The organism is Sinimarinibacterium thermocellulolyticum, from assembly GCF_040327995.1.
Classification (GTDB): Bacteria; Pseudomonadota; Gammaproteobacteria; order Nevskiales; family Nevskiaceae; genus Solimonas; species Solimonas thermocellulolyticum.
The window spans coordinates 102,153-127,677 of the sequence record NZ_JBEPIJ010000010.1 but is presented as its reverse complement, the minus strand read 5'-3'; the positions used below and the strand labels follow the sequence as shown (position 1 = coordinate 127,677).

The window sequence follows — 25,525 nt, the reverse complement described above, 5'->3', positions numbered from 1 at the left end:
GGCGCGCTACGGGCTTTCAATCGGTTGCCGGCGTCACCGTCGCGTCGGACTCCGACCGAGCGCCGGCAGGTCCATCCCCGGGGCTCGCCAGCGGCTGCGCGTCCTCGGCCGCGCGGCCGCTGCCGGACCATTGATCGAGCGGCCGCAGGATCGGCCGCTGGCCGCCGATCAGCGCGGCGGCGCCGGTGGCGGCGTCGATCTGCGCCTGGCGGATCGCGTCGTACTTTTTGCGCGTGTAGTAGTCGCCGTCCTCTCTCTTGCGCAGCACCGACGGGCGGATGAACAGCATCAAGTTGCGCTTGGTCTTGTCGATCGAGCGGTACTTGAACAGTGCGCCGAGCAAGGGGATGTCGCTGAGAAAGGGCACGCCGCGCTGTTGGTCGTTGATCTGATCGTCCATCAGGCCGGCGACGACCAGGATCTGCCCGTTCTCGACGCCGACGACGTTGGTCAGCGTGCGCTTGTTGGTGATCAGATTGGCCGAGCCGGCGGTGCCGCTGGCGATGCCGGAGACTTCGAGATCGAGCTTGAGCTTGATCGTCTCGCTCTCACCGCTGATTTGGGGCGTAACCGACAGGGTCAGGCCAACGTCCTTGCGCTCAATGGTCTGGAACGGATTGACCACTCCGGTCACGCCGCCGGTGTTGGTGAAAGAGCCGGTCTGGTAAGGCACCTCTTGGCCGACCGAGAACTTGGCTTCTTCGTTGTCGAGCGTGACCAGCGTCGGCGTCGACAGCACATTGGTGTCACCATCGCCGCGCAAGGCCTTGAGCAGCAGGCCGAAGCTGGTGCCGGTGTCGCCACCGTCGCGACCGCCGACGATGTTGATGCCCTGGCCGAGCGCGCCCAGCGCTCGCTGCGGATCGCCGCTGGCCGCGGCGGCGGAGAGGCCCGACAGGGTCGCCGGGTCGAGAATCCCGGCTGCGGCGATGCGGTCGCCGTTGAACACCGCCCAGTCCACGCCGAGCTGACTCGACTTGTTGGCACTGACCTCGGCGATGATCGCCTCGACCAGCACCTGTGCGCGGCGGATGTCGAGTTGGGCGATGACGTCACGGATCTGGCGCATCGCCTTGGGATTGGCCGTGATGATGAGCGCGTTGGTGTCGGGATCGGCGAGCACGCGGGCGCCGTCGAGTCCACCGCCGCCGGGCCGGCTTGCCGGAGCGGCTGCGGCCGCTGGGGTACCGCTGCCGCCGGCGCCTTCGAGCGCGCGCGTCTGCTGCGCATAACCTTCGAGGATCGGGGCCAGATTCTCGGCGCTGGCGTGGCGTAGGTAAATGACTTGAGTGGCGCCGTCGTCCTCGAGCGGGATATCGAGTTGACGCACGATCTCGATGAACTTCTGCCGTGCCCCCTTGTCGCCGCCGATCAGGATGCTGTTGCTGCGCTCGTCGGCGATGATCGTCGGCGTCTGGTTGGTCGGGTCGGCCTGCTTGTCCTGCTGCGTCATCGCCGTGAGGATGCGCACGACCTCGCTGGCGGCCGCGTGTTCGAGACGCACGAACTCGATTTCGCGGTCGCCGGCCTGGTCCATTTGCTGGATCAGCCGGGCGATGCGCTCGACGTTGGCGGCGCGGTCGGTGATGATCAGCGAATTGTTCGGCTGATAAGCCGCGAGGTGTCCCCACTGCGGCACCAGCACGCGCAGGATCGGCACGAGCTGGGCGGCATTGATGTTCTGCAGCTGGTAGACGTGCGTGACCACTTCGTCGATCGGCAAACCGCTGCGGACGCCGTAGATGCCGCTACCCTCCTGCTTGGCCGTGGCCTCCGGGATGATCTTGATCATGTCTCCCGCCGGAATCGCGGCGAAGCCGTTGACCGAGAGTACCGCGAGGAAGGTCTCGTACAGGCCGTCGGCACTCATCGGCGCGGCGCTGATGACGGTCACCTTGCCCTTGACGCGCGCATCCACGATGAAGTTCTTGCCGGTGACCTCGCTCACGGTCGCGATCAGTGTGCTGATGTCGGCGTCCTTGAGATTGAGCGTGATCTCGGCGCGTGCCGACGAGGTGGCCAGCAGCAACAGGGCGATGGCCGTCGAGGCGGTGAGCTTGCGGAAGTTCATCGGGAGGGGTGCGCGGATTCGGCCGGGTGGGCAGCGGGATCGAGCATCAAGGGCCGGATCATGGGCCGAGCGTCACGGTCAGGTTCTGCACCTGTCCGCCACGCTCGATCGTCAGGGAGATGGCGTTGGCCTGGCTGAGCTGGCCCAGCAGTTGCAGCGCCTTCTGATTGTCGTCCAATGGTACGCCGTTGACCGCGGTGACCAGATCGCCCGGACGCAGGCCGAGCTGCTGGAACGCCTCGCGTTCGCGGCCTGGGTAGATCCTGTACCCGCGCTGCACGCCGCCGACGGTTGCCGGCTGCACGCGCAGATAGTTCGACGCTTTGGTCGGATCGGCAAGGATCTGCTCACGGATCTGCGAGAGCATCTGCGCGGTGGCCGCATCAGTCTGCGGCGACGAGGCCGCCGCGGCCGCAGTGCGCGCGGCAGCCGCTTGCGCCGACATCGGCGCATCCTTGTTCAGACGCAGCGTCTCCAGCTTGCCGTTGCGCGACAGGATCACGCGATCGGGGAAGATCGACTGCAGCTTGACGCCGGCGATGACGGCGTCGCCGATCGCGTAGGGCTTCTCCTCGCCATTGCTGGTGCCGATCAGGGCGCGCGACTGGCGGTCCTCGCCGGCGAGGATGCCGAGCAGGTTCAGCGACAGCCGGGTGTCAGGCGCGTCCTCGATATTGCCTTCGGCGACGGCCTCGGCCTGGTACTCCCCGAACAGCTTGGCGGCGAGCAGCTTGTCGATGGCCGGTGCAGCGGGGCCGGTGGCACGCGCCGCCGCCGGGGGGGGCGGCACCGGCTGCCAGCGCCCGGCCTCCGGTACCGGCATCAGCGCCCAGACCAGCTTTGCCAGCAGCCAGGCGACGACGACGGCCAGCACCAGATTGGCCAGCGGCGGCAAGCCGCGCCCGTGGCGCTCGTACAGTCGGGCGACGCGCTGAAGGCTCAAGGACTCGGTCATCCGCTGATCATAACCCGCCTGGGCCGGCGCGCGCCGTTCTGGCCTACGGCGGCCGTTCGTGCCGGCGTGGGCGCACTCGGTCGGTCGGGCTCCAAGTCGTGCCACGGCGGCGTTACACTGGAATCATGGTCGAAACCAGTGGTCGAAGTGGTCGATTGGAGTATCGCGCGTCGTTCGGCGATGCCGGATGCCGCCGGTCACGGGGTACACGCCCATGAGCAAGGAGATCAAGCGACAAGGCATCGGAGATTCTGCATCGGGCGTCGCGGTCGAGGAGGCCAAACCGCGCCTGCAGCAGCCGCCGATGTACAAGGTGGTGATGCTCAACGACGATTACACGCCGATGGAGTTCGTGGTCCAGGTTTTGCAGCAGTTTTTCCATCACTCGCGTGAGCGGGCGGTGCAGATCATGCTCACCATTCACACCCAGGGCCGCGGTGTCGCCGGCTTGTTTCCCGCCGAAATCGCGGAGACCAAGACGGCGCAGGTCAACGGCTATGCGCGGCAGCATCAGCATCCGCTACTGACGGTGATGGAGAAGGCTTGACCGGGTGCCGCAAGAGCCTCGAACGAGTAAATCGGAGCAGACCATGTTGTCGGAAGATCTACAAAAAGCACTCGATGCCGCCTTCGTTTCGGCACGCATGCAGGGCCACGAGCTGCTGACGGTGGAGCATCTGCTGCTGGCGCTGCTGTCGGACACGCAGGTTTCCGAGGCGCTGGTCGCCGCCGGCGCCGATGCCGAGAGGCTCGAAGCCGGCCTCAAGGAGTACATCCGTACGCATGTCCAGGCGGTCAAGAACATCGACAAGCACGAGGTGCAGCCGACCCTGTCGTTCCAGCGGGTGCTGCAGCGTGCGATCTATCACGTGCAGGCGGCCGGCAAGAAGCACGTGACCACGCTCAACGTGCTGGTCGCGATCTTCTCGGAGAAGGACACACACGCGGTCTACCTGCTCGGTGAACAGGGCGTCAGCCGCCTCGACATCGTCAACTTCATCTCCCACGGCATCGCCAAAAACAATGCCGCCGCCGACAAGCCGGCGGAGTCCGAGGAGCGCGAGGAGGCCGGCGACAAGGGCCAGTCCAGCCAGAGCGCGCTCGAACAGTACGCCGTCAATCTCAACGAGCGCGCCGCGCAGGGCGCGATCGACCCGCTGATCGGCCGCGATCAGGAGATCGAGCGCGTGATGCAGACCCTGTGCCGGCGGCGCAAGAACAATCCCTTGCTGGTCGGCGAGGCCGGCGTCGGCAAGACCGCGATTGCGGAAGGCCTGGCCTGGTTGATCGTCGAGGGGCGCGTGCCGGAGCTGCTGCGCAGCGCCGTGGTCTACAGCCTCGATCTCGGCGCCTTGATCGCCGGCACCAAGTATCGTGGCGACTTCGAGAAGCGCTTCAAGGCCGTCATCCAGGATTTGCAGCAGCGTCCCGGCTCAATCGTCTTCATCGACGAGATTCACATGATCATCGGAGCCGGCGCCGCCAGCGGCGGCGTCATGGATGCCTCGAACCTGCTCAAGCCGTTGCTGGCCTCGGGCGGTATCCGCTGCATCGGCTCGACCACCTACCAGGAGTACCGCGGCATCTTCGAGAAGGATCGCGCCCTGGCGCGGCGCTTCCAGAAGATCGACGTCGGCGAGCCCAGCGTGGAGGATACGGTGAAGATTCTCGAAGGCCTGCGCGCGCGCTTCGAGGAGCATCACCAGGTGCAGTTCACCCGCGGCGCGCTGCGCTCGGCAGTCGAGCTGTCGTCTCGCCACATCACCGACCGTCATCTACCGGACAAGGCGATTGACGTCATCGACGAGGCGGCTGCACGCCTGCGCCTGTTGCCGGAATCCAGGCGCCGCAAGACTGTGCAGGTGCGCGACATCGAGGAGACCGTGGCACGCATCGCGCGCATCCCGCCCAAGAGCGTCTCCGCGAACGATCGCGATCGTCTGGCGACCTTGGAGCGCGATCTCAAGCTGGTGATCTTCGGTCAGGATACTGCGATCGAACAGCTCACCGCCTGCATCAAGCTCGCCCGTTCCGGTCTGGGCAATCCGGACAAGCCGATCGGCAACTTTCTGCTCGCCGGACCGACGGGCGTGGGCAAGACCGAGGTCACGCGCCAGCTCGCGCAGTTGCTCGGCATCGAGCTGATCCGTTTCGACATGTCCGAGTACATGGAACGGCACACGGTGTCGAGGCTGATCGGCGCACCGCCCGGCTACGTCGGCTTCGACCAGGGCGGCTTGCTGACCGAGGCGGTGATCAAGCATCCGCACAGCGTCGTGCTGCTCGACGAGATCGAGAAGGCGCATCCCGATGTGTTCAACCTGCTGCTGCAGGTGATGGATCACGGCAAGCTCACCGACAACAACGGACGTCAAGCCGATTTCCGCAACGTCATCCTGGTGATGACGACCAACGCCGGCGCCGAGCAGGCCTCGCGTCGCTCGATGGGCTTCGCCGAGCAGAATCACCAGACCGACGCGATGGAAGTGATCCGCAAGATGTTCACTCCGGAGTTTCGCAACCGCCTCGATGCCATCGTGCAGTTCAATCCATTGGGCCAGCGCGAGGTGCTGCGGGTCGTCGACAAGTTCCTGCTGCAACTCGAAGAGCAGCTCAATGCCAAAGGCGTGCAGATCGAAATCGACGAGCCGGCGCGGCTGTGGATCGCCGAGCGCGGCTACGACCCGAAGATGGGTGCTCGACCGATGGCGCGCGTGATTCAGGAGAGCCTGAAGCGGCCACTCGCCGAGGAACTGCTGTTCGGCAAGCTCGCCAACGGTGGCCGCGTGCACGTCGCGCTCGGCGAGGACGGTCGGCTCAGCTTCGAGCTCGAAGGGCGCGAGAGGTCGGCGCAGCTCGAACCGGTGTGAAGGCAGTTTCCGGTCCGTAGTTTCACGTTTCCAGTAAGGGTAGCAGCAGGGCAGTCAGTTCTGGAAACTGGAAACATCACCGAGCGGCGCAGCCGCTCGGTTCTGTCGCTTATTTGTCTCTGTTATTTGTCTCTGAAGGTAATCCGACCCTTGGTCAGGTCGTAAGGCGTGAGCTGAACGGTGACTTTGTCGCCGGTGAGGATACGGATGTAATGCTTGCGCATGCGGCCGGAGATGTGGGCGATGACCACGTGCCCGTTTTCGAGCTTCACGCGGAACGTCGTGTTGGGCAGTGTCTCCACCACGACACCGTTCATTTCGATGTGATCTTCCTTGGCCATACGCCTCGCCGACGATAATGAGGCGTGCATTATTGGAGCCGGCCCCGAATGTTTCAACCGGGATCGCCGCCCGGCGCAGGCTGCGGGTGTTGTGGCAACCAGCCTTGTGCGGTGAGCGTCTCCAGCGGACGGAAGCGCGATTTGTAGGCCATTTTGCGGCTCTCGCTGACCCAGTAGCCGAGATAGACGTGCGACAGGCCGCGTTCGCGCGCGTACTCGATTTGCTTGAGGATCGCTAGCGTGCCCAGTCCGCGGGCAGCGGCCTGCGGGTCGAAGAAGGTATAGACCGCCGACAGCGCCAAGGGCAGATGATCGACGACGGCGACGCAGAGCAGGCGGTTGTGCTCCCGAAAGCTCCAGAAACGTACCGGCATCCACGGACATTCCAGAAAGTTATGGAAGGCGAGGCGGTCGTGCGGGTCCATGCCGCCGTCGGCATGGCGGCCGAGCAGGTAACGGCGATACAGCGCGAAGTGTTCGTCGCGCAGTTCCGTGTCCAGGCTCAGGCGTAGGTCACCGTTGTCCTGCAGGCAGCGGCGCTGGGAGCGCGATGGCCGGAAGTCGGCCACCGGTATCCGTACCGGCACGCAGCGCAAGCAGTCACGGCAGTGTGGCCGGTAGACGTGGCCACCGCTGCGACGGAAACCCATTTCCAGCAGACGCTGGTAGCGGGGGGCGTTGAGCGTCCATTCCGGATCGACGAAGGCGCTGCGGGCAGCCAAGCCCGACAGATAGCCACAGGCGTGTTCGGCGCTGAGGTACAGGCGTATCGGCTGCGAGTCGTTCATGGCGGCAGGTGCTGGACCGCGCAAGGCACCTCGATCGAAAAGCGCCAGGGGCCGGGGGGATGGGGCCGAGCGTGCGAGAGTGCGAGTGTGTGCAGGAAGCGCTCACGCGAGATCTCGCAGGCGCCGAGGCTGTCGAGATGCGCCGAACGCACTTGGCAGTCGATCAGGGGAAAATCCCACTGCTGCAACTGCCGGCAAAGCCACGCCAGTGCGATCTTGGAGCCGTCGGGGGCTGCCGAGAACATCGATTCGCCGAAGAACACACGGCCGCTGACGACGCCATAGAGTCCGCCGATGAGGGTTCCGTCGCGCCAGACCTCGACGCTGTGGGCGTGGCCGTGCGCGTGCAGTTGCCGGTAGGCGCGGCGCATGTCGGCGCCGAGCCAGGTGCCGGGGTGACCCCGGCGCACGCCCGCACAACCCTCGAGCACCGCATCGAAGGCGCGGTCGAGGGTGACCGCATAGGCTGCTTTGCGCAGCACGCGGTGCAGCGAGCGCGAGACGTGGAACCGTGCCGGTTCCAGCACGGCGCGTGGATCAGGGCACCACCAGAGTATCGGCTCGTCCGGGTTGTACCAGGGGAAGATGCCTTGCGCGTAGGCGCGCAGCAGCCGCGTCAGCGACAGATCCCCGCCGATCGCGAGCAAGCCGTTGGGCTCGCGCATCGCCAGATGCACGGGGGGGAACGGCTGGTCCGGGTGGCGCGGGTCCAGCCAGTGCAGGCGGACGGGACTCTCCATGGCCAGCCTGGTCGACGCGGGTTACGAAAGAATACGCCAGAGGGCAGGGCCTTCGTCGTCCCGCGCCCGCGGGCCGATTTCTCAGTGGAAGGTCGGCGCCACCGAGGGCAGGTCACGCAGGGCCCATTGCACCACGGCGTCGTGCTCGAAACGGGTGATCGGCTGGGCGTCGGTGGGCGGTCCGGCCTGCGTCAGGCGGCCATCACTGTCGAAATGGATGCGCGCACCGGCGGTCTGCACCCGCAGCTCGCTGGTGTCGGGCGCGTCTTCGAGCGTCAGTTGCAGGTAACGCAGGTCGTGACCGGCGAATTCCGGCACGCGGCCCGCGCCAACGGCGATGGCGGCGGCCTGCTCGGCACTGAATTCGCGGATCGTGCCTTCCGGTGTAAGGACGAAGTGGCGGGTCAGCGTCGTCATGGCTCAGCTCGTGCGGACACTGTTTCAGTGAGTTTGACCGCGAATCAATATGAAGATTCTCCTGCGGTATTCAAGCCCCGGCGAGCGGTCGCTTGGGCCGTGGTCGCCGCTGCGGCTCCGTTATACTGCCGGCCACTCGATCGCACCATACGGCATGCTGAGAAGCAAATCCCACGCCACGGATGCGGCCGTCGGCCCGAGCTGGCTGGAAAGACTCCCCCGTGAAGCGGCGATGCTGGCCTGTCTTGGGCTGTCACTGTTTCTGCTCGTGACGCTGGCCAGCTTCCACCCCAACGATCCGGGCTGGTCGTCCTCCGGCACCGGCGAGCCGGTGCGCAACCTCGCCGGCGCCGTGGGCGCGTGGATCGCCGACGTGCTGCTGTCGCTGTGCGGTTATGTGGCCTTCCTGCTGCCGCTCGCGGTGCTGTTGATCGGCCTGCGCATCTTCCACAACCCGCCGCCGGAGGAAGAAGCCGTGCCGCGCGGCGTACGCGTTGCCGCGTGGCTGGTGCTGTTGGTGAGTCTGGCGGCGCTTGCGGCGCTGCATGTGGATGCATCGCCGGAGTGGGCGCCGCAGGGCAGCGGCGGCATCGCAGGGCTGGCGCTCGCGCGCACCTTGGTCGATGTGCTCAGCGGCTTCGGCGCCAGCCTGGTGTTGTTGACCCTGTCGATCGCCTCGGCGCCGCTGGCGCTGACGTTCTCATGGGTACGGATCGCCGAGCTCATCGGCGAGGGGCTGTTCGCGCTGATCGAGCACCGGCACGGCGCAGCGGCGGATGCCGATGCCCCGGCAGCGCCGGCGCCAACCCAAGAGATGGGCGGCGGCGCGCTCGTCCGGCCGCAGGCGGCACCGGAGTTTTCGCCCGCGCCGCCCAAGGACAAGCGCAGGCCGCGCAAGGCGCCGGTGCTCACCGGCAGCGAGGAAGAGCAGCTCGACCTTTTGCCGGCCGTGGCCGCCAAGGTGGAGAAAAAACCGCCTGCGGCCAAGAGCAAGGACGCCGGTGCGCCGGTGCCGCCCTTCGACGGCGATCCGATTCCGCCGCTGGCAATCCTCGATCCGCCGCGTCCATCCGGACGCAAGTACAGCGCCGAGGAACTCGAACACCTGTCGCGCGAGGTCGAGCGTCACCTCGCCTCCTTCGGCGTCAAGGCCGAGGTGGTCGATGCGCGGCCCGGCCCGGTGATCACGCGCTTCGAGTTGCAGCCGGCGCCGGGGGTGAAGGGCTCGCAGATCACCAATCTGTCGCGTGATCTGGCACGGTCGCTGTCGGTGTCGAGCGTGCGCGTGATCGAGGTCATCGAAGGCAAGTCGGTGATTGGCCTGGAGATCCCCAACGCCAAGCGCGAGATGGTGATGCTCAGCGAGATCCTGGATTCGCCGGCTTATCGCAACATCGCCTCGCCGCTGGCGATAGCGCTGGGCAAGGACATTGCCGGCCATCCGCTGGTCGTCGACCTGGCGAAAATGCCGCACCTGTTGGTGGCCGGCACCACCGGCGCTGGCAAGTCGGTGGCGATCAACGCGATGATCCTGTCGATGCTGTTCAAGGCGACCAAGGATCAGGTGCGCTTCATCTTCATCGACCCGAAGATGCTGGAGCTGTCGGTCTACGAGGGCATCCCGCATCTGCTCACGCCGGTGGTCACCGATATGAAGGACGCGGCCAACGCGCTGCGCTGGTGCGTCGCCGAAATGGAACGCCGTTACCGGCTGATGTCGGCGCTGGGCGTGCGCAATCTCACTGGTCTCAACCGCAAGATCGAGGACGCGCAAAGGGCGGGCGAGCCGATCCGCGATCCGCTGGCCCAGCCCTCGCAGGATCTGTTCGATCCCGAACAGGCGCCGCCGGAGCCAGGGCCGCTCCAACCGCTGCCGAACATCGTCATCATCATCGACGAGCTCGCTGACATGATGATGGTGGTGGGCAAGAAGGTCGAGGAGCTGATCGCGCGGCTCGCGCAAAAGGCGCGTGCCGCCGGGGTGCATCTGATCGTCGCGACGCAGCGCCCGAGCGTCGATGTGATCACCGGCCTGATCAAGGCCAATATCCCGTCGCGACTCGCATTCCAGGTCGCCTCGCGCATCGATTCACGCACGATTCTCGACGAAATCGGCGCCGAGACCCTACTCGGTCACGGCGACGGCTTGTTCCGGCCGATCGGTGCCAACCGCCTCGAGCGCGTGCACGGCGCTTTCGTCGACGATCACGAGGTGCACAAGGTCGTCGCCTACCTCAAGCAGGTCGGGCCGCCGGAGTACATCGAGGATCTGTGCGCCGATGAAGTGCCGAGCAACGCCGGCGGCGACGGCGGCGCCGATGCCGAAGCCGACCCGCTCTACGATCAGGCGGTCGCGCTGGTGCTGGAAACGCGCAAGGCCTCGGTGTCTTGGGTACAACGGCGCCTGAAGATCGGCTACAACCGCGCCGCGCGCATGGTCGAGCAGATGGAGTCCGCCGGTATCGTCGGTCCGAGCGGGCCGGGCGGCAATCGTGAGATTCTCGTGCCCGGTGGCCGTGACTGAAGTGCGCGGTTCATGGGCCGGCAAGCCGCTGTCGGCAGAATTCGATGCGTCTACCACTCTTCGCCGCCATGCCCCGCATTCTCGCTCTTGCCTTGACGCTGTTCGTCGCTGCCGTGCAGCCGGCCGCTGCGTCGGATGCTTTGCAGCGCTTCATCGGCGAAGTGCGCACGTTCACCGCGCAGTTCGAGCAGGTCCAGTATGGCGAAGACGGCGTGGAGATTGCGCGCCGCAGCGGGCGCTTCGCGCTCGCGCGCCCCGGACGCTTCGACTGGCGCTACGAGCGGCCCTATGCACAGCGCGTGGTCTGTGACGGGCAGCGGATCTGGAACTACGAGCCTGACCTCGCACAGGTCACGGTGCGTGCGGCCGGCGACATCCTGCGCGATACGCCGGTGGCGCTGCTCGCCGAAGGCGCGAACCTGACCGAGCGCTTCGAGGTCGAGCCGATCGGTGACGGTGGTCTGCGTCTGCGGCCCAAGGCCGAGGACGCCGATTTCCGTGAGATCGAACTGTGGCTGGAGCCTTCGGGCGCGCCGCGGCGCATGCGCCTGCACGATCCGCTCGGCGGCGTCAGCGAGATCCGCTTCCGCGATGCCCGGCGCAATCCGAAGATCGATGATGCCGAGTTCCGCTTCGAGCCGCCGGCCGGCGTCGAGGTCGTGAATCTCGATCCAGCCAGCTGATCGGAGCGCCTGCTAGGATCGGCGCTCAAGGCCGCCAACGCCGCGAGCGTGATGTCCCCACAAGCCCAAGCCCGTCCCGCCGCACGAACCTCGTCGTCAGCCCAACCGCTGGCCGAGCGCATGCGCCCGCGCACGCTCGACGAGGTGGTCGGCCAGACACATCTGCTCGGCGCCGGCGCGCCGCTGCGCACCCTGCTCGAAGCCGGCAACGTGCCGTCGATGGTGTTCTGGGGTCCGCCGGGGGTCGGCAAGACCACGCTGGCGCGGCTGATCGCCGGTCACACCGAGGCGCAGTTTCTGACGCTGTCGGCGGTGCTCGCCGGAGTCAAGGACATCCGCGAGGCGGTGGCGCGGGCGCAGGCGGCCGCGACGGGCGTCATGCCGCAGCGCACGGTACTGTTCATCGACGAGATCCACCGCTTCAACAAGGCGCAGCAGGATGCCCTGCTGCCCTTCGTCGAGGACGGCACGCTGACTCTGATCGGCGCGACCACCGAGAACCCGTCGTTCGAACTCAACGGCGCGTTGCTGTCGCGGCTGCGCGTGTTCGTGCTGCGGGCACTGCAGCAGCAGGACGTGATCGCGCTACTGCAACGCGCCTGCGCCGATGCCGAGCGCGGTGTCGCCGTCGCCTTGCCGGCGGGCTGGATCGAACGCATCGCCGAGGCGGCGGATGGTGACGCGCGACGCGGCCTTGTTCTGCTCGAAACCGCCGCGGAACTGGTGCGCGCGCAACCCGATGCGCACGACGCGCAGGCGCTGGAGCGGCTGATTGGCAAGGGTCTGCGTCGCTTCGACAAGCAGGGCGAGCACTTCTACGACCAGATCTCGGCACTGCACAAGTCAGTGCGCGGCAGCGATCCGGATGCCGCGCTGTACTGGTATGCACGCATGATCGACGGCGGCTGCGATCCGCACTACCTCGCGCGCCGCCTGCTGCGCATGGCCGTCGAGGACATTGGCCTCGCCGATCCGCGCGCGCAGGAGCTGTGCCTTGCCGCGTGGCAGAGCTACGAGCGCTTGGGCAGTCCCGAAGGTGAGCTCGCGATCGCGCAGGCCGTGGTCTATCTCGCCTGCGCGCCGAAGAGCAATGCGGTCTATGCTGGCTACAACGCGGCGCGAACGCTGGTCGAGCAGACCGGCACGCTGGAGGTGCCGATGCATTTGCGCAACGCGCCGACCAAGCTGATGAAAGATCTCGGCTACGGCGCCGGCTATCGCTACGATCACGACGAGCCGGACGCCCAGGCCGTGGGCCAGCGCTACCTGCCCGAGCGGCTGGGCGAGGTCCGCCTTTACGAACCGAGCGCACGCGGCGTCGAGGCACGGATTGCCGAGCGCCTTGCCGCGCTGCGCCAGCGCAAGAACGGTGCCGCGTGATGCCGTGGTTCGCGGTTGCCGTCGGTGGCGCACTCGGCGCGCTAGCCCGTTACGGCAGCGTGCGTCTGCTGACGGTCTGGCTGGGGCCGGCCTTCCCCTACGGCACGCTGGTGGTCAACGTGCTCGGCAGCGGTATCGCCGGCTGGTTGTTCGCGCGCATGGTCGAGTCCGGTGGCGGCAGCGACAGCATGCGCGCCCTCTTGATCGTCGGCTTTCTCGGCGCGTTCACGACCTTTTCGGCCTTCTCGGTGGAAACGCTGCGTTTGGCCCAGGCCGGCCACACCGGCATCGCGGTGCTCAACGTGCTGCTCAATATTGTGCTGTGCCTGGGTGCCGCGGCGTTGGGCATGGGGCTCGGGCGCGCCGTCGCCGGCTGAGGCCCGGCCTACAATAACGCGCTCACACACCACGCCCCTTGCGACGACGATGCTCGATGCCAAACTGCTGCGCAGTGATGCGCAGGCCGTTGCCGACCGCCTGGCCCGCCGCGGCTATGTCTTCGATCTGGACGCCTATCGCGCGTTCGAGCAGCGCCGCAAGGCGCTGCAAGTGCGCACCGAGCAGCTTCAGGCCGAACGCAACGCCGGTTCCAAGCGCATCGGTCAGGCCAAGGCCAGGGGCGAGGATGCGTCGCCGATTCTCGCCGACATGGACCGGATCAAATCGGCGCTCGCGGACAACGAGACGCAGCTCGCCGCGCTGCAGGCCGAGTTCGAGGACTTTCTGGCGCGCATACCGAACCCGCCGCATGAGAGCGTGCCGGACGGACGTGACGAGAACGACAACGTCGAACTGCGGCGCTGGGGCGAACCCAGGGCACTCGAAAATCCGCGCGACCATGCCGATCTGGGCGAGGCGCTGGGGCTGATGGACTTCGCCGCCGCGGCCAAGCTCACCGGCGCGCGCTTCACCCTGCTGCGCGCAGGTCTGGCGCGCCTGCACCGCGCGCTCGCGCAGTTCATGCTCGACGTTCACACACAGGAGCACGGCTACGAGGAGCTCTACGTTCCCTTCATCGTCAATGCGGCCAGCCTGCGCGGCACCGGCCAGTTACCGAAATTCGGCGAGGATCTATTCGCCTTGCAGGGCGAGCAGGACTGGCGCCTGATTCCGACGGCCGAGGTGCCGGTCACCAATCTGGTGCGCGACCAGATCCTCGCGGCCGACGAGTTGCCGAAGAAGTGGGTCGCCCATACGCCGTGCTTCCGCGCCGAGGCCGGCGCCGCCGGGCGCGACACGCGCGGCATGATCCGCCAGCACCAGTTCGACAAGGTCGAGATGGTGCAGGTCGTCGAGCCGTCGAAGTCCTACGATGCGCTCGAGGAAATGACGGCCCATGCCGAGGTGATTCTGCGCAGGCTCGAACTGCCCTACCGGGTGATGGCGCTGTGCGCCGGCGACATGGGCTTTTCCGCCGCCAAGACCTACGACCTCGAGGTCTGGCTGCCGAGCCAGCAGCGCTATCGCGAAATCTCCTCGTGCTCGAACTGCGAGGACTTCCAGGCGCGGCGCATGCTGGCGCGCTACCGCCATGGCCAGACCGGCAAGACCGAGCTGGTGCACACGCTCAACGGATCGGGTCTCGCCGTCGGCCGCACCCTGGTCGCGATCATGGAGAACTACCAGCAAGCCGACGGGTCGATCGCGGTGCCGAGCGCGCTGCGCCCTTACCTGGGTGGCGTCGAAAGCATCGGCTAACGAACCAGCTCATCGATGACGGCGCGCAGCGGCTCGCGCCAGTGCGGCGCCATGCCGGTGATAGCCCAGGTCGTGGTCTTGTCGAGCACGCTGTAGGCCGGGCGTCGCGCCGGTGTGGGATAGTCGGCGGTCGCGATCGGCCGCACCGGTGCGAGCTGCTCGCCGCTGCTGGCCTGTGCGAGCTCGCGGATCGCGTAGGCGAAGTCATACCAGCTCGCGACCCCGGCATCGCTGCAGTGATAGGTGCCGGACGGCGCATCGCGGTCGAGCAGGGTCCACAGCGTGTCGGCCAGCGTCGCGGTCGAGGTTGGCGTGCCGATCTGGTCGGCGACGACGCGCACCTCGGGACGTTCGCGCATCAGACGCAGCATGGTCTTGACGAAGTTCTGACCGTGCGCCGAGTAGACCCAGCCGGTGCGTACGATCAGCGCATCGACCCCGGCGGTATCGCGCACCGCCTGCTCGCCGGCGAGCTTGCTGGCGCCGTAGACTCCGAGCGGGGCGGTGTCGTCTTCCGGCAGATAGGGCGAGGATTTGCCGCCGTCGAAGACGAAATCGGTGGAGACGTGCAGCAGGCGCGCGCCGGTTGCCGCTGCCGCCGCAGCGAGATGACGCGGGCCTTCGGCGTTGGCGCGGTGGGCGGCATCCGGTTCGCTTTCGGCGCGATCGACCGCGGTGTAGGCGCCGGCGTTGATGATCGCGCTCGGTCGGGTGTCGCGCATCGCTCGATGCACGGCGACGCCGTCGCCGATGTCGAGCGCAGTGCGGTCAAGACCGATGACCTCGACGCCGACCGGTGCGCGCCGCACGAGCTCCACGCCGAGCTGACCGCCGGCACCGGTGACGACGACGCGGCGCACGCTCAGAATACCTCGGCGTCACGCAGCAGCGGCGCCTTCTCGTCTTTGCCGGAAAGCTGCGGTGGCGCATCGAGCGGCCACTCGATGCCGATGGCCGGATCGTCCCAGCGGATGGCGCGATCGTGCTCCGGCGAGTAGTAGGCAGTGACCTTGTAGATCACGTCGGCGCTGTCCGAGGTCACGCAGAAGCCATGGGCGAAACCCGGCGGCACCCAGAGCTGGCGCTTGTTGTCGGCCGACAGCGTGACGCCGACCCAGTGGCCGAAGGTCGGCGATCCACGGCGGATGTCCACGGCGACGTCGAAGATCTCGCCGGCGACGACACGCACCAGCTTGCCCTGGGCCTTTGGCGGCAATTGGTAGTGCAGGCCGCGCAAGACGCCACGTGTCGAGCGCGAATGATTGTCCTGCACCATCGCCTCATCGCAGCCGGTCAGCTCGGCGAAGCGGCGAGCGTGGAAGCTCTCCATGAAGAAACCGCGGGCATCGCCGATGAGCTTGGGCTCTAAGATCAGCACCTCGGGCAGGGCGGTAGCGATCACCTGCATGGGCACACCTCTTCAGTACACCCGTTCTTCGAGCACGCGCAGCAGATACTCGCCGTAACCGCTCTTGAGTAGCGGAAGGGCGAGGCTGCGCAACTGATCGGCGTCGATGAAGCCGCTGCGGTAGGCGACCTCCTCGGGGCAGGCGATCTTCAGGCCCTGACGCTTTTCCAGCGTCTGGATGAAGGTTCCGGCGTCGAGCAGCGAGTCGTGGGTGCCGGTGTCGAGCCAGGCCATGCCGCGACCCATGACCTCGACGTGGAGCGCACCCGCTTCGAGGTAGAGGCGGTTTAGATCGGTGATCTCCAGCTCGCCGCGCGCCGAGGGCTTGATGCGGCGGGCGAGCTCGACGACCTGCGCATCGTAGTAGTACAGGCCGGTGACGGCGTAGCGGGATTTCGGCGCCTTGGGCTTTTCTTCGATCGACAGTACGCGCCCGTCGGCGTCGAACTCGACGACGCCGTAGCGCTCGGGGTCGGTCACCGCATAGGCGAACACGGTGGCGCCCTCTCGCCGCGCCGCCGCACGTTGCAACAGCGGCACCAGATCGTGACCGTGGAACAGGTTGTCGCCGAGCACCAGCGCGCAGGCGTCGCCGCCGATGAAATCCGCGCCGATGAGAAAGGCCTGCGCGAGTCCGTCCGGGCTCGGCTGCACCGCATAAGACAGCGAGATGCCCCACTGGCTGCCGTCGCCGAGCAGGGCCGCGAAGCGCGGCGTGTCCTGTGGCGTCGAGATCACCAGGATCTCGCGGATGCCGGACAGCATCAGCGTCGTCAGCGGGTAGTAGATCATCGGCTTGTCGTAGACCGGCAGCAGTTGCTTGGACACGGCCTGCGTGACCGGGTAAAGGCGCGTGCCGCTGCCGCCGGCGAGGATGATCCCCTTCATGACGCCTTCCTGGCCAGCCCAAGACGCTGGCGCTGGTAGCCGCGCGCCTGCACGGTCTCGCACCACGCGCGGTTGGCCAGGTACCACTCGACGGTCTTGCGCAGGCCGGTGTCGAAGGTTTCCCGCGGGCGCCAGCCCAGCTCACGCCGGATCTTGCCGGCGTCGATCGCATAGCGCAGGTCGTGGCCCTTGCGATCCTCGACGAAGGTGATCAGCTCGCGGCGCTTGCGGCCGACAGCATCGGGCTGCAAGGTGTCGATGAGATCGCAGAGCCGTTCGACCAGATCCAGGTTGCGCTGCTCGTTGTGGCCGCCGATGTTGTACTGCTCGCCGATGCGGCCATGCTCGAACACCAGGCGCAGCGCGCGGGCATGGTCCTCGACATAGAGCCAGTCGCGCACGTTGGCGCCGGTGCCGTAGACCGGCAGCGGCTTGAACTCCAGTGCATTGAGGATCATCAGCGGGATCAGCTTCTCGGGGAATTGATAAGGCCCGTAGTTGTTCGAGCAGTTGGTCACCACCACCGGCAAGCCGTAGGTGTGGTGCCAGGCGCGGACCAGATGATCGGAACTGGCCTTGCTCGCCGAATACGGCGAGTTCGGCGCGTACGGTGTGGTTTCCGTGAACAGGCCGTCTTCGCCGAGTGAGCCGTAGACTTCGTCGGTGGAAACGTGGTGGAAGCGGAAGCGTGCGCGTGCGGGTCCGTCGAGCGACTGGAAGTAGCCGAGCGCGACCTCGAGCAGCCGGAACGTGCCGACGATGTTGGTCTGGATGAAGTCGGCCGGTCCGTCGATGGAGCGGTCCACGTGTGATTCGGCGGCCAGGTGCAGCACGCCGTCGGGGCGATGCTCGGCGAACACGCGCGTCAACGCCGCCGCATCGCAGATGTCGACCCGCTCGAAACGGTAGCGCGGATGCTGCGGTGCATCCTCCAGCGCTTCGGGGCTCGCCGCGTAGCTCAACTTGTCGACGTTGACGATGCGATAGTCGGACTCGCGCAGCAACAGGCGGATCAGCGCCGAGCCGATGAATCCGGCGCCACCTGTGATCAGCAGGGTCTCGCTCATGGGTCGTGGCTCAAGCGGCCGCCGCACGACGCGGCGGCAAGAGCGCGGCCAGCTGGTCGATCAGCGGCACCGTGCCGGCGAGGATATGACCGCTCGTCAGCACGTCGGCGCCACCCTCGAGCTCGCGCACGGCGCCGCCGGCCTCCTGCACCAGGACGATGCCGGCCGCCATGTCCCAGGGTTTCAGGTTGTATTCCCAGAAACCTTCGAGGCGCCCGGCGGCGACGTAGGCCAGATCGAGTGCGGCCGACCCGGCGCGGCGGATGCCGGCGGTCTCGCGCGCGACATTGCACAGCATCGTCGCGTAGTGGGCGAGGTACTCCTCGCGCAGCGGCACGCCGGTGCCGATCAGCGCCTGTCCCAGATCGCGACAACTACTGACGCGAATGCGCCGGCTGTTGAGCACCGCGCCGGCGCCGCGGCTCGCCGTGTACAGGTCCTGCGTACAGGGCGCGTAGATCACGCCGTGTTCGAGACGATCGCGCACCTGGATCCCGATCGACACCGCGAAATGCGGAATGCGGTGCAGGAAATTGGTCGTGCCGTCCAGAGGATCGATGATCCAGGTGACCTCGCTCGCGCCACGGCGGCCTTCCAGCGCGCCGGATTCTTCGGCGAGGATCGCATGGTCGGGATAGGCCTTGCGGATGTGGCGGATGATTTCGGCCTCGGCGCCGCGGTCGATCTGAGTGACGAAGTCGTTGCGCGCCTTGCGCTCGACGCTGAGCGCGTCCGCCCGGTCGAAGTTGCGCATGATGAAATTGCCGGCTGCGCGCGCAGCCATCACGGCGATGTTGACCAGCGGGTGCATGTTCTCGAAGGAACAAAATAAGGCAGCCTAGAATATCACCATGGCCCCGCGCTCCGACGTCGATCCTCTCGCGAACATCCGCATCGTTCTGGTGTCCACGCAGCATCCGGGCAACATCGGCGCGAGCGCGCGGGCGATGTTGACGATGGGCTTGCACCATCTGGTTCTGGTGAACCCGGACCGCTATCCGCATCCGCAGGCACGGGCCACCGCGGCGCACGCGACCAGTGTGCTCGACAGTGTGCGCGTCGTCGGCACGCTCGACGAGGCCGTGGCCGACTGCGGTTGGGTCGTGGCGCTGTCGGCGCGTCCGCGCCATCTGGGCGACGAGCCGCTGCGACCGTGGCAGGCCGCGACGCGAGCCGTCGCGCTTGCCGCCGAGGCGCCGGTGGCCTTCGTCTTTGGTTGCGAACGCACCGGGCTGACCAACGATGAAGTCGACCGTTGCCACGCCACCGTGCTGATTCCCGCCAATCCTGCGTACCGCTCGCTGAACCTCGCGCAGGCGGTGCAGGTGATCGCTTATGAACTGCGCCGTACGGCACTGCCCGAGCCGGGCGAGGTCGCGAGCAAGAAACAGCACCCGTGGTATGCGCCGCCAACGGCAGACGAGATGGAGCGCTTCTACGCGCACCTCGAGCGCGTCCTGTTGGCCACCGGCTTCCTCGACCCGGCCAATCCGCGCATGCTCATGCGCCGGCTGCGCACCTTCTTCAACCGCGCCGGCCCCGACCGCAACGAGCTCAACATCCTGCGCGGCATCCTGACCTCCGTCGAGCGGCCCAAGCGGCGTCGTCTCGTGCAGCCGCGCGACGGGGCGGGGGATAATGCGGACCAATTTGGTCTAGAATAGACTCGGTCCGACCACGCTCGCCCATCCACGCGCCCCTCTCATCCGCCCATGTTCGATCGGCTCCGCGAAGACATTCGCTCCATCCGCGAGCGGGATCCCGCCGCGCAGTCGTGGTGGGAGGTCGTGACCTGTTATCCGGGTCTGCACGCGATCTGGGCTCACCGGGTGTCGCACTGGCTGTGGACGCACGGGTTCAAGTGGCTGGCGCGCTTGAACTCGCACTTCGCGCGCTGGCTGACCGGCATCGAGATCCATCCGGGCGCACGGATCGGCCGGCGCGTGTTCATCGATCATGGTCTGGGCGTGGTCATCGGCGAGACTGCCGAGGTCGGCGACGACTGCACGATCTACCAGGGCGTGACCCTGGGCGGCACTTCGCTCACGCGCGGGGTCAAGCGCCATCCGACGCTGGGCCGCAACGTCGTCGTCGGCGCCGGCGCCAAGGTGCTCGGGCCGTTCACGGTCGGCGACGGCGCGAACATCGGCAGCAATGCGGTGGTCGTGCGTGCGGTGCCGGAAGGCGCGACCGCGGTCGGCATACCGGCGCGCATCGTCGGCATCGATGCACAGCGTAAGACCGAGTTCCACGCCTACGGCATCACCGACGAGGGCATGTCCGATCCGGTGGCCAAGGCCATCGCCAAGATCCTGGAGCACGTGCAGGCCCAGGACGAGCAGATCACGCGCATGTGCAAGATCGTGCGCGAGCTGGACAGCCGTATGCCCGAGCTCGAACTCGGCCGTCTGGAGCTGCCGGACTTCTGCAAGGGCGAAGCCGAAGCAGACCGGCGTGCGCCGAACGCCGGTTCGGCCGATCGCCGGCACACCGACGGGCGCACCGCACTGGACTAGGTGTACGGCCCCGCCGCAGAAGTCCCGTAGACCCGCGATGCCCACCTACCTCGATCACAACGCGACCACGCCGCTCGATGCGCGCGTACTCGAGGCGATGCTGCCGTACCTGTCCGGCCCTTACGGCAATGCTTCGTCGCTGCATCGCTTCGGTCGCGCCGCGCGCGATGCCGTCGAGCGCGCGCGCGAACAGGTGGCGGCGCTGGTCGGCTGCCAGCCGGGCGAGATCGTCTGGACCTCCGGTGGTACCGAGGCGAACAACCTCGCGGTCAAGGGCGTGGCCGCGGTGCGCCGTGGACGGCTGCTGTACGGCGCGACCGAACACCCCGCGGTCATGGAGGCTGCATTGGCGCTGGCCGGTGAGCGCGACGTCGCGGCGGTGGCGGTCGATGCGCAGGGCATCGTCGACTGGTCTGCGCTCGCGGCGCAGCTGGCGCAGGGGCCGGTGGCGCTGGTCGCGCTGATGCGCGCCAACAACGAAACCGGTGTGGTCCAGGATCTCGCACGCGCCGCGGCGCTGGTGCACGAGGCCGGCGCCTGGCTACACGTCGACGCGGTGCAGGCCGCCGGACGCATCGCGGTCGATTTTCGTGCGCTCGGCGCCGATCTGATGAGTCTGTCCAGCCACAAGCTCTACGGCCCCAAGGGCATCGGCGCACTCGTGCGCCGTGCCGAGGTCGACCTCGTGCCCCTGCATCACGGCGGGCCACAGGAAAAGGGCTTGCGCGGCGGCACCGAGAACGTCGCTGCCATCGTCGGTTTCGGCGTCGCCGCCGAGCTGGCGCGGCAGGAGCTCGAGCGCCGCACGCGGCACACGCTGGCGCTGCGCGAGCGCCTCGAGGCCGGCCTCGCGACGCTGCCGGGTGTGCGTGTCTTTGCCGCCGGCGTCGAGCGCCTGCCCAACACCGTGCAGTTCGCGCTGCCGGGTTTCGATGGCGAGGCCTTGCTGATGCAGCTCGATCGCAAGGGATTCGCGGTGTCCAGCGGTTCGGCCTGCGCCAGTGGCAAGCACGAGCCGAGCCACGTGCTGCTGGCGATGGGCGTCGAGCCCGAAATCGCGCGCGGCGCGATCCGCGTCAGCCTCGGTGTGGACAATACCGCGGAACAGATCGACGCCTTCGTCGAGACCCTGCGCGCATTGCATGCGTCGCTGTCGCGCACGGTGGTGCCGGTATGAGCGGATTCATCGATCTCGACCACGCCGCGACCACGCCGCTGGATCCCGCGGTGCGCGCGGCCATGTTGGAGTGGCTCGACGACACCGGTTACGGCAATCCCGCCTCCGATCACGCGCTCGGCCGCCGCGCACGTGCGGCGGTCGAGGCGGCGCGCGCCGAGGTCGCCGCGCTGATCGGCGCGAGCAGCGAGGAAATCATCTGGACCTCGGGGGCGACCGAGGCGAACAATCTCGCAATCAAGGGCGCGCTCGAATTCCGTGGCGCCGAGCGCGCGCATCTGATCACCAGCCGCATCGAGCACAAGTCCGTCGTCGATACCTGCCGCTACCTGGAAACCCGCGGCGTGCGCGTGAGCTGGCTCGACCCTGACCCGGGCGGCCGTATCGACACGGCGCGGGTCATCGCTGCGCTGCGGCCGGAGACGGTGTTGGTGTCGCTGATGTGGGTCAACAACGAGACCGGCACGATCAATCCGGTGGCCGAGCTCGCGCCGCTTCTACGCGAGCGCGGCGTGCTGTTGCACGTCGATGCGGTGCAGGCAGCGGGCAAGCTGGCGATCGACCTTGCCGCGCTGCCGATCGACCTGTTGTCCTTGAGTGCGCACAAGTTCTACGGTCCCAAGGGGATCGGCGCGCTATTCGTGCGCAAGCGTCCGCGTGCGCGTCTTGCGCCGCAGTTGCACGGTGGCGGCCACGAGCAGGGCATGCGTTCCGGCACCCTGGCGACGCACCAGATCGTCGGCATGGGCGTCGCGGCGCGACTCGCCGCGGCGCGCCGCGCGGGCGATGCCGAGCGGCTCGCCGCGCTGTGCGCACGACTGGAGCGCCAGCTGACGAGTCTGCCCGGCGTGTTGCGCAACGGCGATGCGGCGCACGCCGCGCCGCACATCCTCAACTTGAGCTTCGCCGGCATCGACGGCGAGAGTCTGCGCGCGCGCTTGCCGATGCTTGCGGTGTCGAGCGGTTCGGCCTGCTCGTCGGCGACGCGCGAGCCCTCGTACGTGCTGCGCGCGCTCGGCCGCGACGACCGACTCGCCGGCGCTTCGCTACGCTTCTCGCCGGGGCGCGCGACGCGCGAGACCGACATCGACGCGGCCGCGCAGCAGGTACGCGCGGCCGTGGGCCTGCTGCGCGAACTGGCGCCGGGGGACGCGTAGTGGACAACGTGTTCGCCTACCCCGATCCGGTGTGGCGGCGCTTCGTGGCGCCGGCGCGCAGCGGACGGCTTAACACCGCGGATGCCTTGTGCGTCCAGGCGCGCACGCCGGCGGCCGCGGCCGTGCTCGAACTGAGTCTGCGCGCGGGTCCGCCGGCGCAGGCGCGGTTTCGCGCGTTCGGTTGCCCGGTGACGATCGCGGTGGGGGCCTGGCTCGCCGAGGTACTGGAGACTGAGGGCGTGGCCGCGCTGCAGCGCATCGATGCCGCCCACATCCTTTCGACGCTTGAAATTCCGCAGGACCGGGCCCATTGTGCCCTTCTCGGCGAGGACGTGGTCCTTGCGCTGCGCAAGGCCTTGAACCCCGCAGTTTGAGATGCACCAAGAATCGATGAGCACCGAGTCACAGCCCATCATCCATTTGACCGAAAGCGCCGCGCAGCGCATTCAGGCGCAGTTGCGCCAGCGCGGTCATGGCCTGGGCTTGCGCGTGGGCGTCAAGAAGTCCGGCTGTTCCGGGCACGCGTACACCCTGGATTACGCCGACCGTATCGAAGCGGACGACGTGGTGTTCGAGCAATACGGGGCAACCGTGGTCGTGTGCCGCGCGCATCTGCCGCTGCTCGACGGCATGACCCTGGACTTTCAGAAGCAGGGGCTCAATCAGGCCTACAAGTTCCTCAACCCCAACGCCAAGGCGCACTGCGGCTGCGGCGAGAGCTTCGCCGTCTGAGCTGACCGCATCGACAGCCGGTCGTGGCGCCGGCGTCGTCGAAGTCTGACATCGTTTGATGATAGCGTCGGTCCGCGCGATGTCATCGTGGGGGAGACCGACATGCGAGCGTGTGCGTGTTTGCGATTCGCGGCACATTGTCTATGGGTGGGGCTCGGGGCCGCGCCGGGTCTGGCCCTTGCCGCGGTATCCGCGAGTCAGGCCGCGCGCCTCGAAGCGGACTTGAGTCCAGTCGGCGCGGAGCGTGCGCCCGGGCGCACCGAGGTCGGCGACATGCCCCAGCGTTCCAGTGGCGGGCTCAGCGACTTCGAAGACGAGTTCGAGGAAATCGTCGATCCGCCAACCCGCGTCGGGGCGTGGCCGGATCCGGCGGATCACGCCGAGCTGCGCGCCGAGGCGCCGCTGTTCGCGATCACTGCGGCGACGCTGAATCGCTACCGCGAGCATCTGACGGCAAGCCATTTCGCGCTGCTGCAGACCAATCCGAACACTTATTTCATGAACATCTACCCGTCGCGGCGCACGGTGCGCTGGCCGCAGGCCATCGAGCGCGCGACCATCGCCAATGCGACGCGCTGCACGCTCGAAGGAGCCGACACGCCGATCGACTGCCGCCTCGGCTTTCCGTTTCCGATCCCGCGCTCGGGTGCCGAGGTGATCTGGAACCACAAGCTGCGCTGGCGCGGCGATGCGGTGTCGCGCATCAGCAACCAGCTCGTCGTGCGCCCCGACGGCGGCCACACGATCACCCGTCTGGCCGAGGACATCGTTTTCGACTACGCCAATCTCGCGCATCCGGGCGTGCTCGACCGCGAGCGGCGCGCCATCTACCGCTATCTGCGCGAAGTACTGGCGCCCCCGCGCATCGCCGGCCACACCGTGCTGATCCACGAGCGCAGCGGCGTCGGCAGTCAGGGACGCATCGCCTGGCGTTACCGGCCTGGCGATCCGCGGCAGCGGCGCGCGCCCGAGGCCGCCTTCGATCAGCTCGACGAGGGCTCCGACGGATTGCAGTTCTTCGATCAGATCGACGTATTCAACGGCTCGTTGGAGCGCTACGACTGGACCCTGGTCGGCAAGCGTGAGATCTTCGTGCCGTATAACGCGGTGCTGCTGGACGAGGCCAGTTCGCGCCCCGACGAGATCGTTCTGGCCACCCACTTGAATCCCAGGTTCCTGCGCTACGAACTGCATCGGGTCTGGGTCGTGGAGGCGACATTGCGGCCGGGGCAGCGCCACGCGATCCTGCGGCGGCGCTTCTACGTGGACGAGGACAGTTGGACGATCCTGAGCGTGGACATGCTCGACAACTACGGTGACGCCTATCAATTCCAGGAGGCGCATCTGGTCTACGACCCGCGGCTCGAGCGCCCGCGCTTGGTCGCCAATGTGATCTACAACCGCGAATCGACGCGTTATCTGGTCAGCGGGCTGCGCCTGGACGCCCCGGCCGAGGATGAGCAGCCGGTTTTCGACGCCAACCATTTCGAGCCGGCGGCGCTCGCGCGCCGGGCGCTGGCGAAAAACCGCTGACGCGCCGCCCGCACGCATTGCCGCGTTGCAGCAGCGGCCGCTACAATCACCTGATTTTCCTGAGCCTACCCGGTTGGCGCCGGCAGGCTCCGTTTCCCTTTGCTCGCTCAAGGAGTCAGCGCAGTGGCGGTCGAACGTACCCTTTCCATCCTCAAGCCGGACGTGGTGTCCAAGAACCGCATCGGCGGTGTGATTTCCTATATCGAGAAGGCCGGTCTTAAGATCGTCGCCGCGCGCATGCAGCATCTGACCAAGGCCGAGGCCGAGGGGTTTTACGCGGTACACAAGGAGCGTCCGTTCTTCGCCGATCTGGTCAAGTTCATGACCAGTGGGCCGGTTTTGCTGATGGTGCTCGAGGGTGAGAACGCCGTTGCCAAGTACCGCGAGATCATGGGCGCGACCGACCCGAAGAAGGCCGCGCCCGGGACCATCCGCGCCGACTTCGCCTCGTCGATCGACGAGAACGCCTGCCACGGTTCGGACAGCCTGGAGAACGCCGCGATCGAGATCGCGTACTTCTTCCGGGCGACCGAGCTGTGCGCGCGCACGCGCTGAAGCACACGGGAGGCGTCAGACGTGA

At 67.3% G+C, this 25,525-nt stretch carries 25 protein-coding genes and 2 pseudogenes; 16 read left to right on the top strand and 11 right to left on the bottom strand.

Translation table 11 applies throughout. The annotated features are described in order from the left end of the window. Positions 1-16 precede the first annotated feature (16 nt). Both gspD and gspC read right to left on the bottom strand, forming a co-directional pair. Complete coding sequence (gene gspD, locus ABSH63_RS10360; RefSeq protein WP_352889547.1) at positions 17-2,071, bottom strand: type II secretion system secretin GspD; 2,055 nt, start codon at positions 2,069-2,071, stop codon at positions 17-19. Positions 2,072-2,129: 58 nt separating this feature from the next. Further along, positions 2,130-3,026 (bottom strand): type II secretion system protein GspC, encoded by an 897-nt coding sequence (gspC, locus tag ABSH63_RS10355; RefSeq protein ID WP_352889546.1) that lies wholly within the window; start codon positions 3,024-3,026, stop codon positions 2,130-2,132. Positions 3,027-3,240: 214 nt separating this feature from the next. Here gspC and clpS point away from each other — a divergent pair, with 214 nt between their 5' ends. Together clpS and clpA are read left to right on the top strand one after the other, a co-directional pair. After that, positions 3,241-3,573 (top strand): ATP-dependent Clp protease adapter ClpS, encoded by a 333-nt coding sequence (clpS, locus tag ABSH63_RS10350; RefSeq protein ID WP_352889544.1) that lies wholly within the window; start codon positions 3,241-3,243, stop codon positions 3,571-3,573. 43 nt (positions 3,574-3,616) lie between these two features. After that, a complete protein-coding gene (gene clpA, locus ABSH63_RS10345) occupies positions 3,617-5,896 on the top strand; it encodes an ATP-dependent Clp protease ATP-binding subunit ClpA (protein WP_352889543.1) in 2,280 nt (759 codons plus the stop codon). A 122-nt stretch (positions 5,897-6,018) separates the two neighbouring features. Here the strand turns inward: clpA and infA are convergent, their stop codons facing one another. The 4 genes from infA to ABSH63_RS10325 form a co-directional block, all read right to left on the bottom strand. Beyond that, complete coding sequence (gene infA / locus ABSH63_RS10340; RefSeq protein ID WP_091532366.1) at positions 6,019-6,237, bottom strand: translation initiation factor IF-1; 219 nt, start codon at positions 6,235-6,237, stop codon at positions 6,019-6,021. A gap of 53 nt (positions 6,238-6,290) precedes the next feature. Further along, complete coding sequence (locus ABSH63_RS10335) at positions 6,291-7,025, bottom strand: arginyltransferase (protein ID WP_352889541.1); 735 nt, start codon at positions 7,023-7,025, stop codon at positions 6,291-6,293. Beyond that, the gene (gene aat, locus ABSH63_RS10330) at positions 7,022-7,765 is read right to left on the bottom strand and encodes a leucyl/phenylalanyl-tRNA--protein transferase (RefSeq protein ID WP_352889540.1); all 744 of its coding nucleotides are present in this window, start codon (positions 7,763-7,765) and stop codon (positions 7,022-7,024) included. The genes ABSH63_RS10335 and aat overlap by 4 nt, the downstream gene beginning before the upstream one ends. 81 nt (positions 7,766-7,846) lie before the next feature. Continuing rightward, entirely contained in the window at positions 7,847-8,182 is a 336-nt protein-coding gene (locus tag ABSH63_RS10325; RefSeq protein WP_352889538.1) for a hypothetical protein, read from the bottom strand. Positions 8,183-8,231: 49 nt separating this feature from the next. Between ABSH63_RS10325 and ABSH63_RS15775 the strand changes: the two are divergent. The 6 genes and pseudogenes from ABSH63_RS15775 to serS form a co-directional block, all read left to right on the top strand. Beyond that, positions 8,232-8,900: pseudogene (locus ABSH63_RS15775) on the top strand (DNA translocase FtsK 4TM domain-containing protein); the annotation flags it as partial. Between the two features lie 156 nt (positions 8,901-9,056). Then, a pseudogene (locus ABSH63_RS10320) lies at positions 9,057-10,706 on the top strand (DNA translocase FtsK); the annotation flags it as partial. Between the two features lie 68 nt (positions 10,707-10,774). Continuing rightward, the gene (gene lolA / locus ABSH63_RS10315; RefSeq protein WP_352889536.1) at positions 10,775-11,389 is read left to right on the top strand and encodes an outer membrane lipoprotein periplasmic chaperone LolA; all 615 of its coding nucleotides are present in this window, start codon (positions 10,775-10,777) and stop codon (positions 11,387-11,389) included. Positions 11,390-11,509: 120 nt separating this feature from the next. Continuing rightward, positions 11,510-12,769: a replication-associated recombination protein A gene (locus tag ABSH63_RS10310; RefSeq protein WP_352889535.1), complete on the top strand. Its 1,260-nt coding sequence runs from the start codon at positions 11,510-11,512 to the stop codon at positions 12,767-12,769. After that, positions 12,769-13,146 (top strand): fluoride efflux transporter CrcB, encoded by a 378-nt coding sequence (gene crcB, locus ABSH63_RS10305; RefSeq protein WP_352889574.1) that lies wholly within the window; start codon positions 12,769-12,771, stop codon positions 13,144-13,146. The genes ABSH63_RS10310 and crcB overlap by 1 nt, the downstream gene beginning before the upstream one ends. Positions 13,147-13,195: 49 nt before the next feature. After that, positions 13,196-14,467 (top strand): serine--tRNA ligase, encoded by a 1,272-nt coding sequence (gene serS / locus ABSH63_RS10300; RefSeq protein WP_352889534.1) that lies wholly within the window; start codon positions 13,196-13,198, stop codon positions 14,465-14,467. Here the strand turns inward: serS and rfbD are convergent. The 5 genes from rfbD to ABSH63_RS10275 are packed head-to-tail and all read right to left on the bottom strand — an operon-like array spanning position 14,464 to position 18,641. After that, the gene (gene rfbD, locus ABSH63_RS10295) at positions 14,464-15,327 is read right to left on the bottom strand and encodes a dTDP-4-dehydrorhamnose reductase (protein WP_352889533.1); all 864 of its coding nucleotides are present in this window, start codon (positions 15,325-15,327) and stop codon (positions 14,464-14,466) included. The two genes, serS and rfbD, sit on opposite strands and share 4 nt — an antisense overlap. Positions 15,328-15,329: 2 nt before the next feature. Continuing rightward, positions 15,330-15,875 (bottom strand): dTDP-4-dehydrorhamnose 3,5-epimerase, encoded by a 546-nt coding sequence (gene rfbC, locus ABSH63_RS10290; protein WP_352889532.1) that lies wholly within the window; start codon positions 15,873-15,875, stop codon positions 15,330-15,332. 12 nt (positions 15,876-15,887) lie between these two features. After that, positions 15,888-16,763 (bottom strand): glucose-1-phosphate thymidylyltransferase RfbA, encoded by an 876-nt coding sequence (gene rfbA, locus ABSH63_RS10285; RefSeq protein WP_352889531.1) that lies wholly within the window; start codon positions 16,761-16,763, stop codon positions 15,888-15,890. Further along, positions 16,760-17,830 (bottom strand): dTDP-glucose 4,6-dehydratase, encoded by a 1,071-nt coding sequence (rfbB, locus tag ABSH63_RS10280; RefSeq protein WP_352889530.1) that lies wholly within the window; start codon positions 17,828-17,830, stop codon positions 16,760-16,762. The genes rfbA and rfbB overlap by 4 nt, the downstream gene beginning before the upstream one ends. 10 nt (positions 17,831-17,840) lie before the next feature. Next, on the bottom strand, positions 17,841-18,641 hold the full coding sequence (locus ABSH63_RS10275; protein ID WP_352889529.1) for an inositol monophosphatase family protein: 801 nt from the start codon (positions 18,639-18,641) through the stop codon (positions 17,841-17,843). A gap of 40 nt (positions 18,642-18,681) precedes the next feature. On the opposite strand from ABSH63_RS10275, the gene ABSH63_RS10270 reads away from it, so the two are divergent. The 8 genes from ABSH63_RS10270 (at position 18,682) to ndk (ending at position 25,500) form a co-directional block, all read left to right on the top strand. Next, entirely contained in the window at positions 18,682-19,494 is an 813-nt protein-coding gene (locus ABSH63_RS10270; protein ID WP_352889527.1) for an RNA methyltransferase, read from the top strand. 48 nt (positions 19,495-19,542) lie between these two features. Then, entirely contained in the window at positions 19,543-20,346 is an 804-nt protein-coding gene (cysE, locus tag ABSH63_RS10265) for a serine O-acetyltransferase (protein ID WP_352889525.1), read from the top strand. A gap of 37 nt (positions 20,347-20,383) precedes the next feature. Further along, complete coding sequence (locus tag ABSH63_RS10260; protein ID WP_352889524.1) at positions 20,384-21,523, top strand: cysteine desulfurase family protein; 1,140 nt, start codon at positions 20,384-20,386, stop codon at positions 21,521-21,523. After that, complete coding sequence (locus ABSH63_RS10255; protein ID WP_352889522.1) at positions 21,520-22,680, top strand: cysteine desulfurase family protein; 1,161 nt, start codon at positions 21,520-21,522, stop codon at positions 22,678-22,680. Before ABSH63_RS10260 ends, ABSH63_RS10255 begins: the two co-directional genes overlap by 4 nt. Further along, positions 22,680-23,054 (top strand): iron-sulfur cluster assembly scaffold protein, encoded by a 375-nt coding sequence (locus ABSH63_RS10250; RefSeq protein ID WP_352889521.1) that lies wholly within the window; start codon positions 22,680-22,682, stop codon positions 23,052-23,054. The genes ABSH63_RS10255 and ABSH63_RS10250 overlap by 1 nt, the downstream gene beginning before the upstream one ends. Before the next feature lie 16 nt (positions 23,055-23,070). After that, a complete protein-coding gene (locus ABSH63_RS10245; RefSeq protein ID WP_352889520.1) occupies positions 23,071-23,412 on the top strand; it encodes a HesB/IscA family protein in 342 nt (113 codons plus the stop codon). A 273-nt stretch (positions 23,413-23,685) separates the two neighbouring features. After that, positions 23,686-24,945 (top strand): DUF1329 domain-containing protein, encoded by a 1,260-nt coding sequence (locus tag ABSH63_RS10240; protein WP_352889518.1) that lies wholly within the window; start codon positions 23,686-23,688, stop codon positions 24,943-24,945. A 123-nt stretch (positions 24,946-25,068) separates the two neighbouring features. Beyond that, positions 25,069-25,500: a nucleoside-diphosphate kinase gene (ndk, locus tag ABSH63_RS10235; RefSeq protein ID WP_352889517.1), complete on the top strand. Its 432-nt coding sequence runs from the start codon at positions 25,069-25,071 to the stop codon at positions 25,498-25,500. Positions 25,501-25,525: the final 25 nt, after the last annotated feature.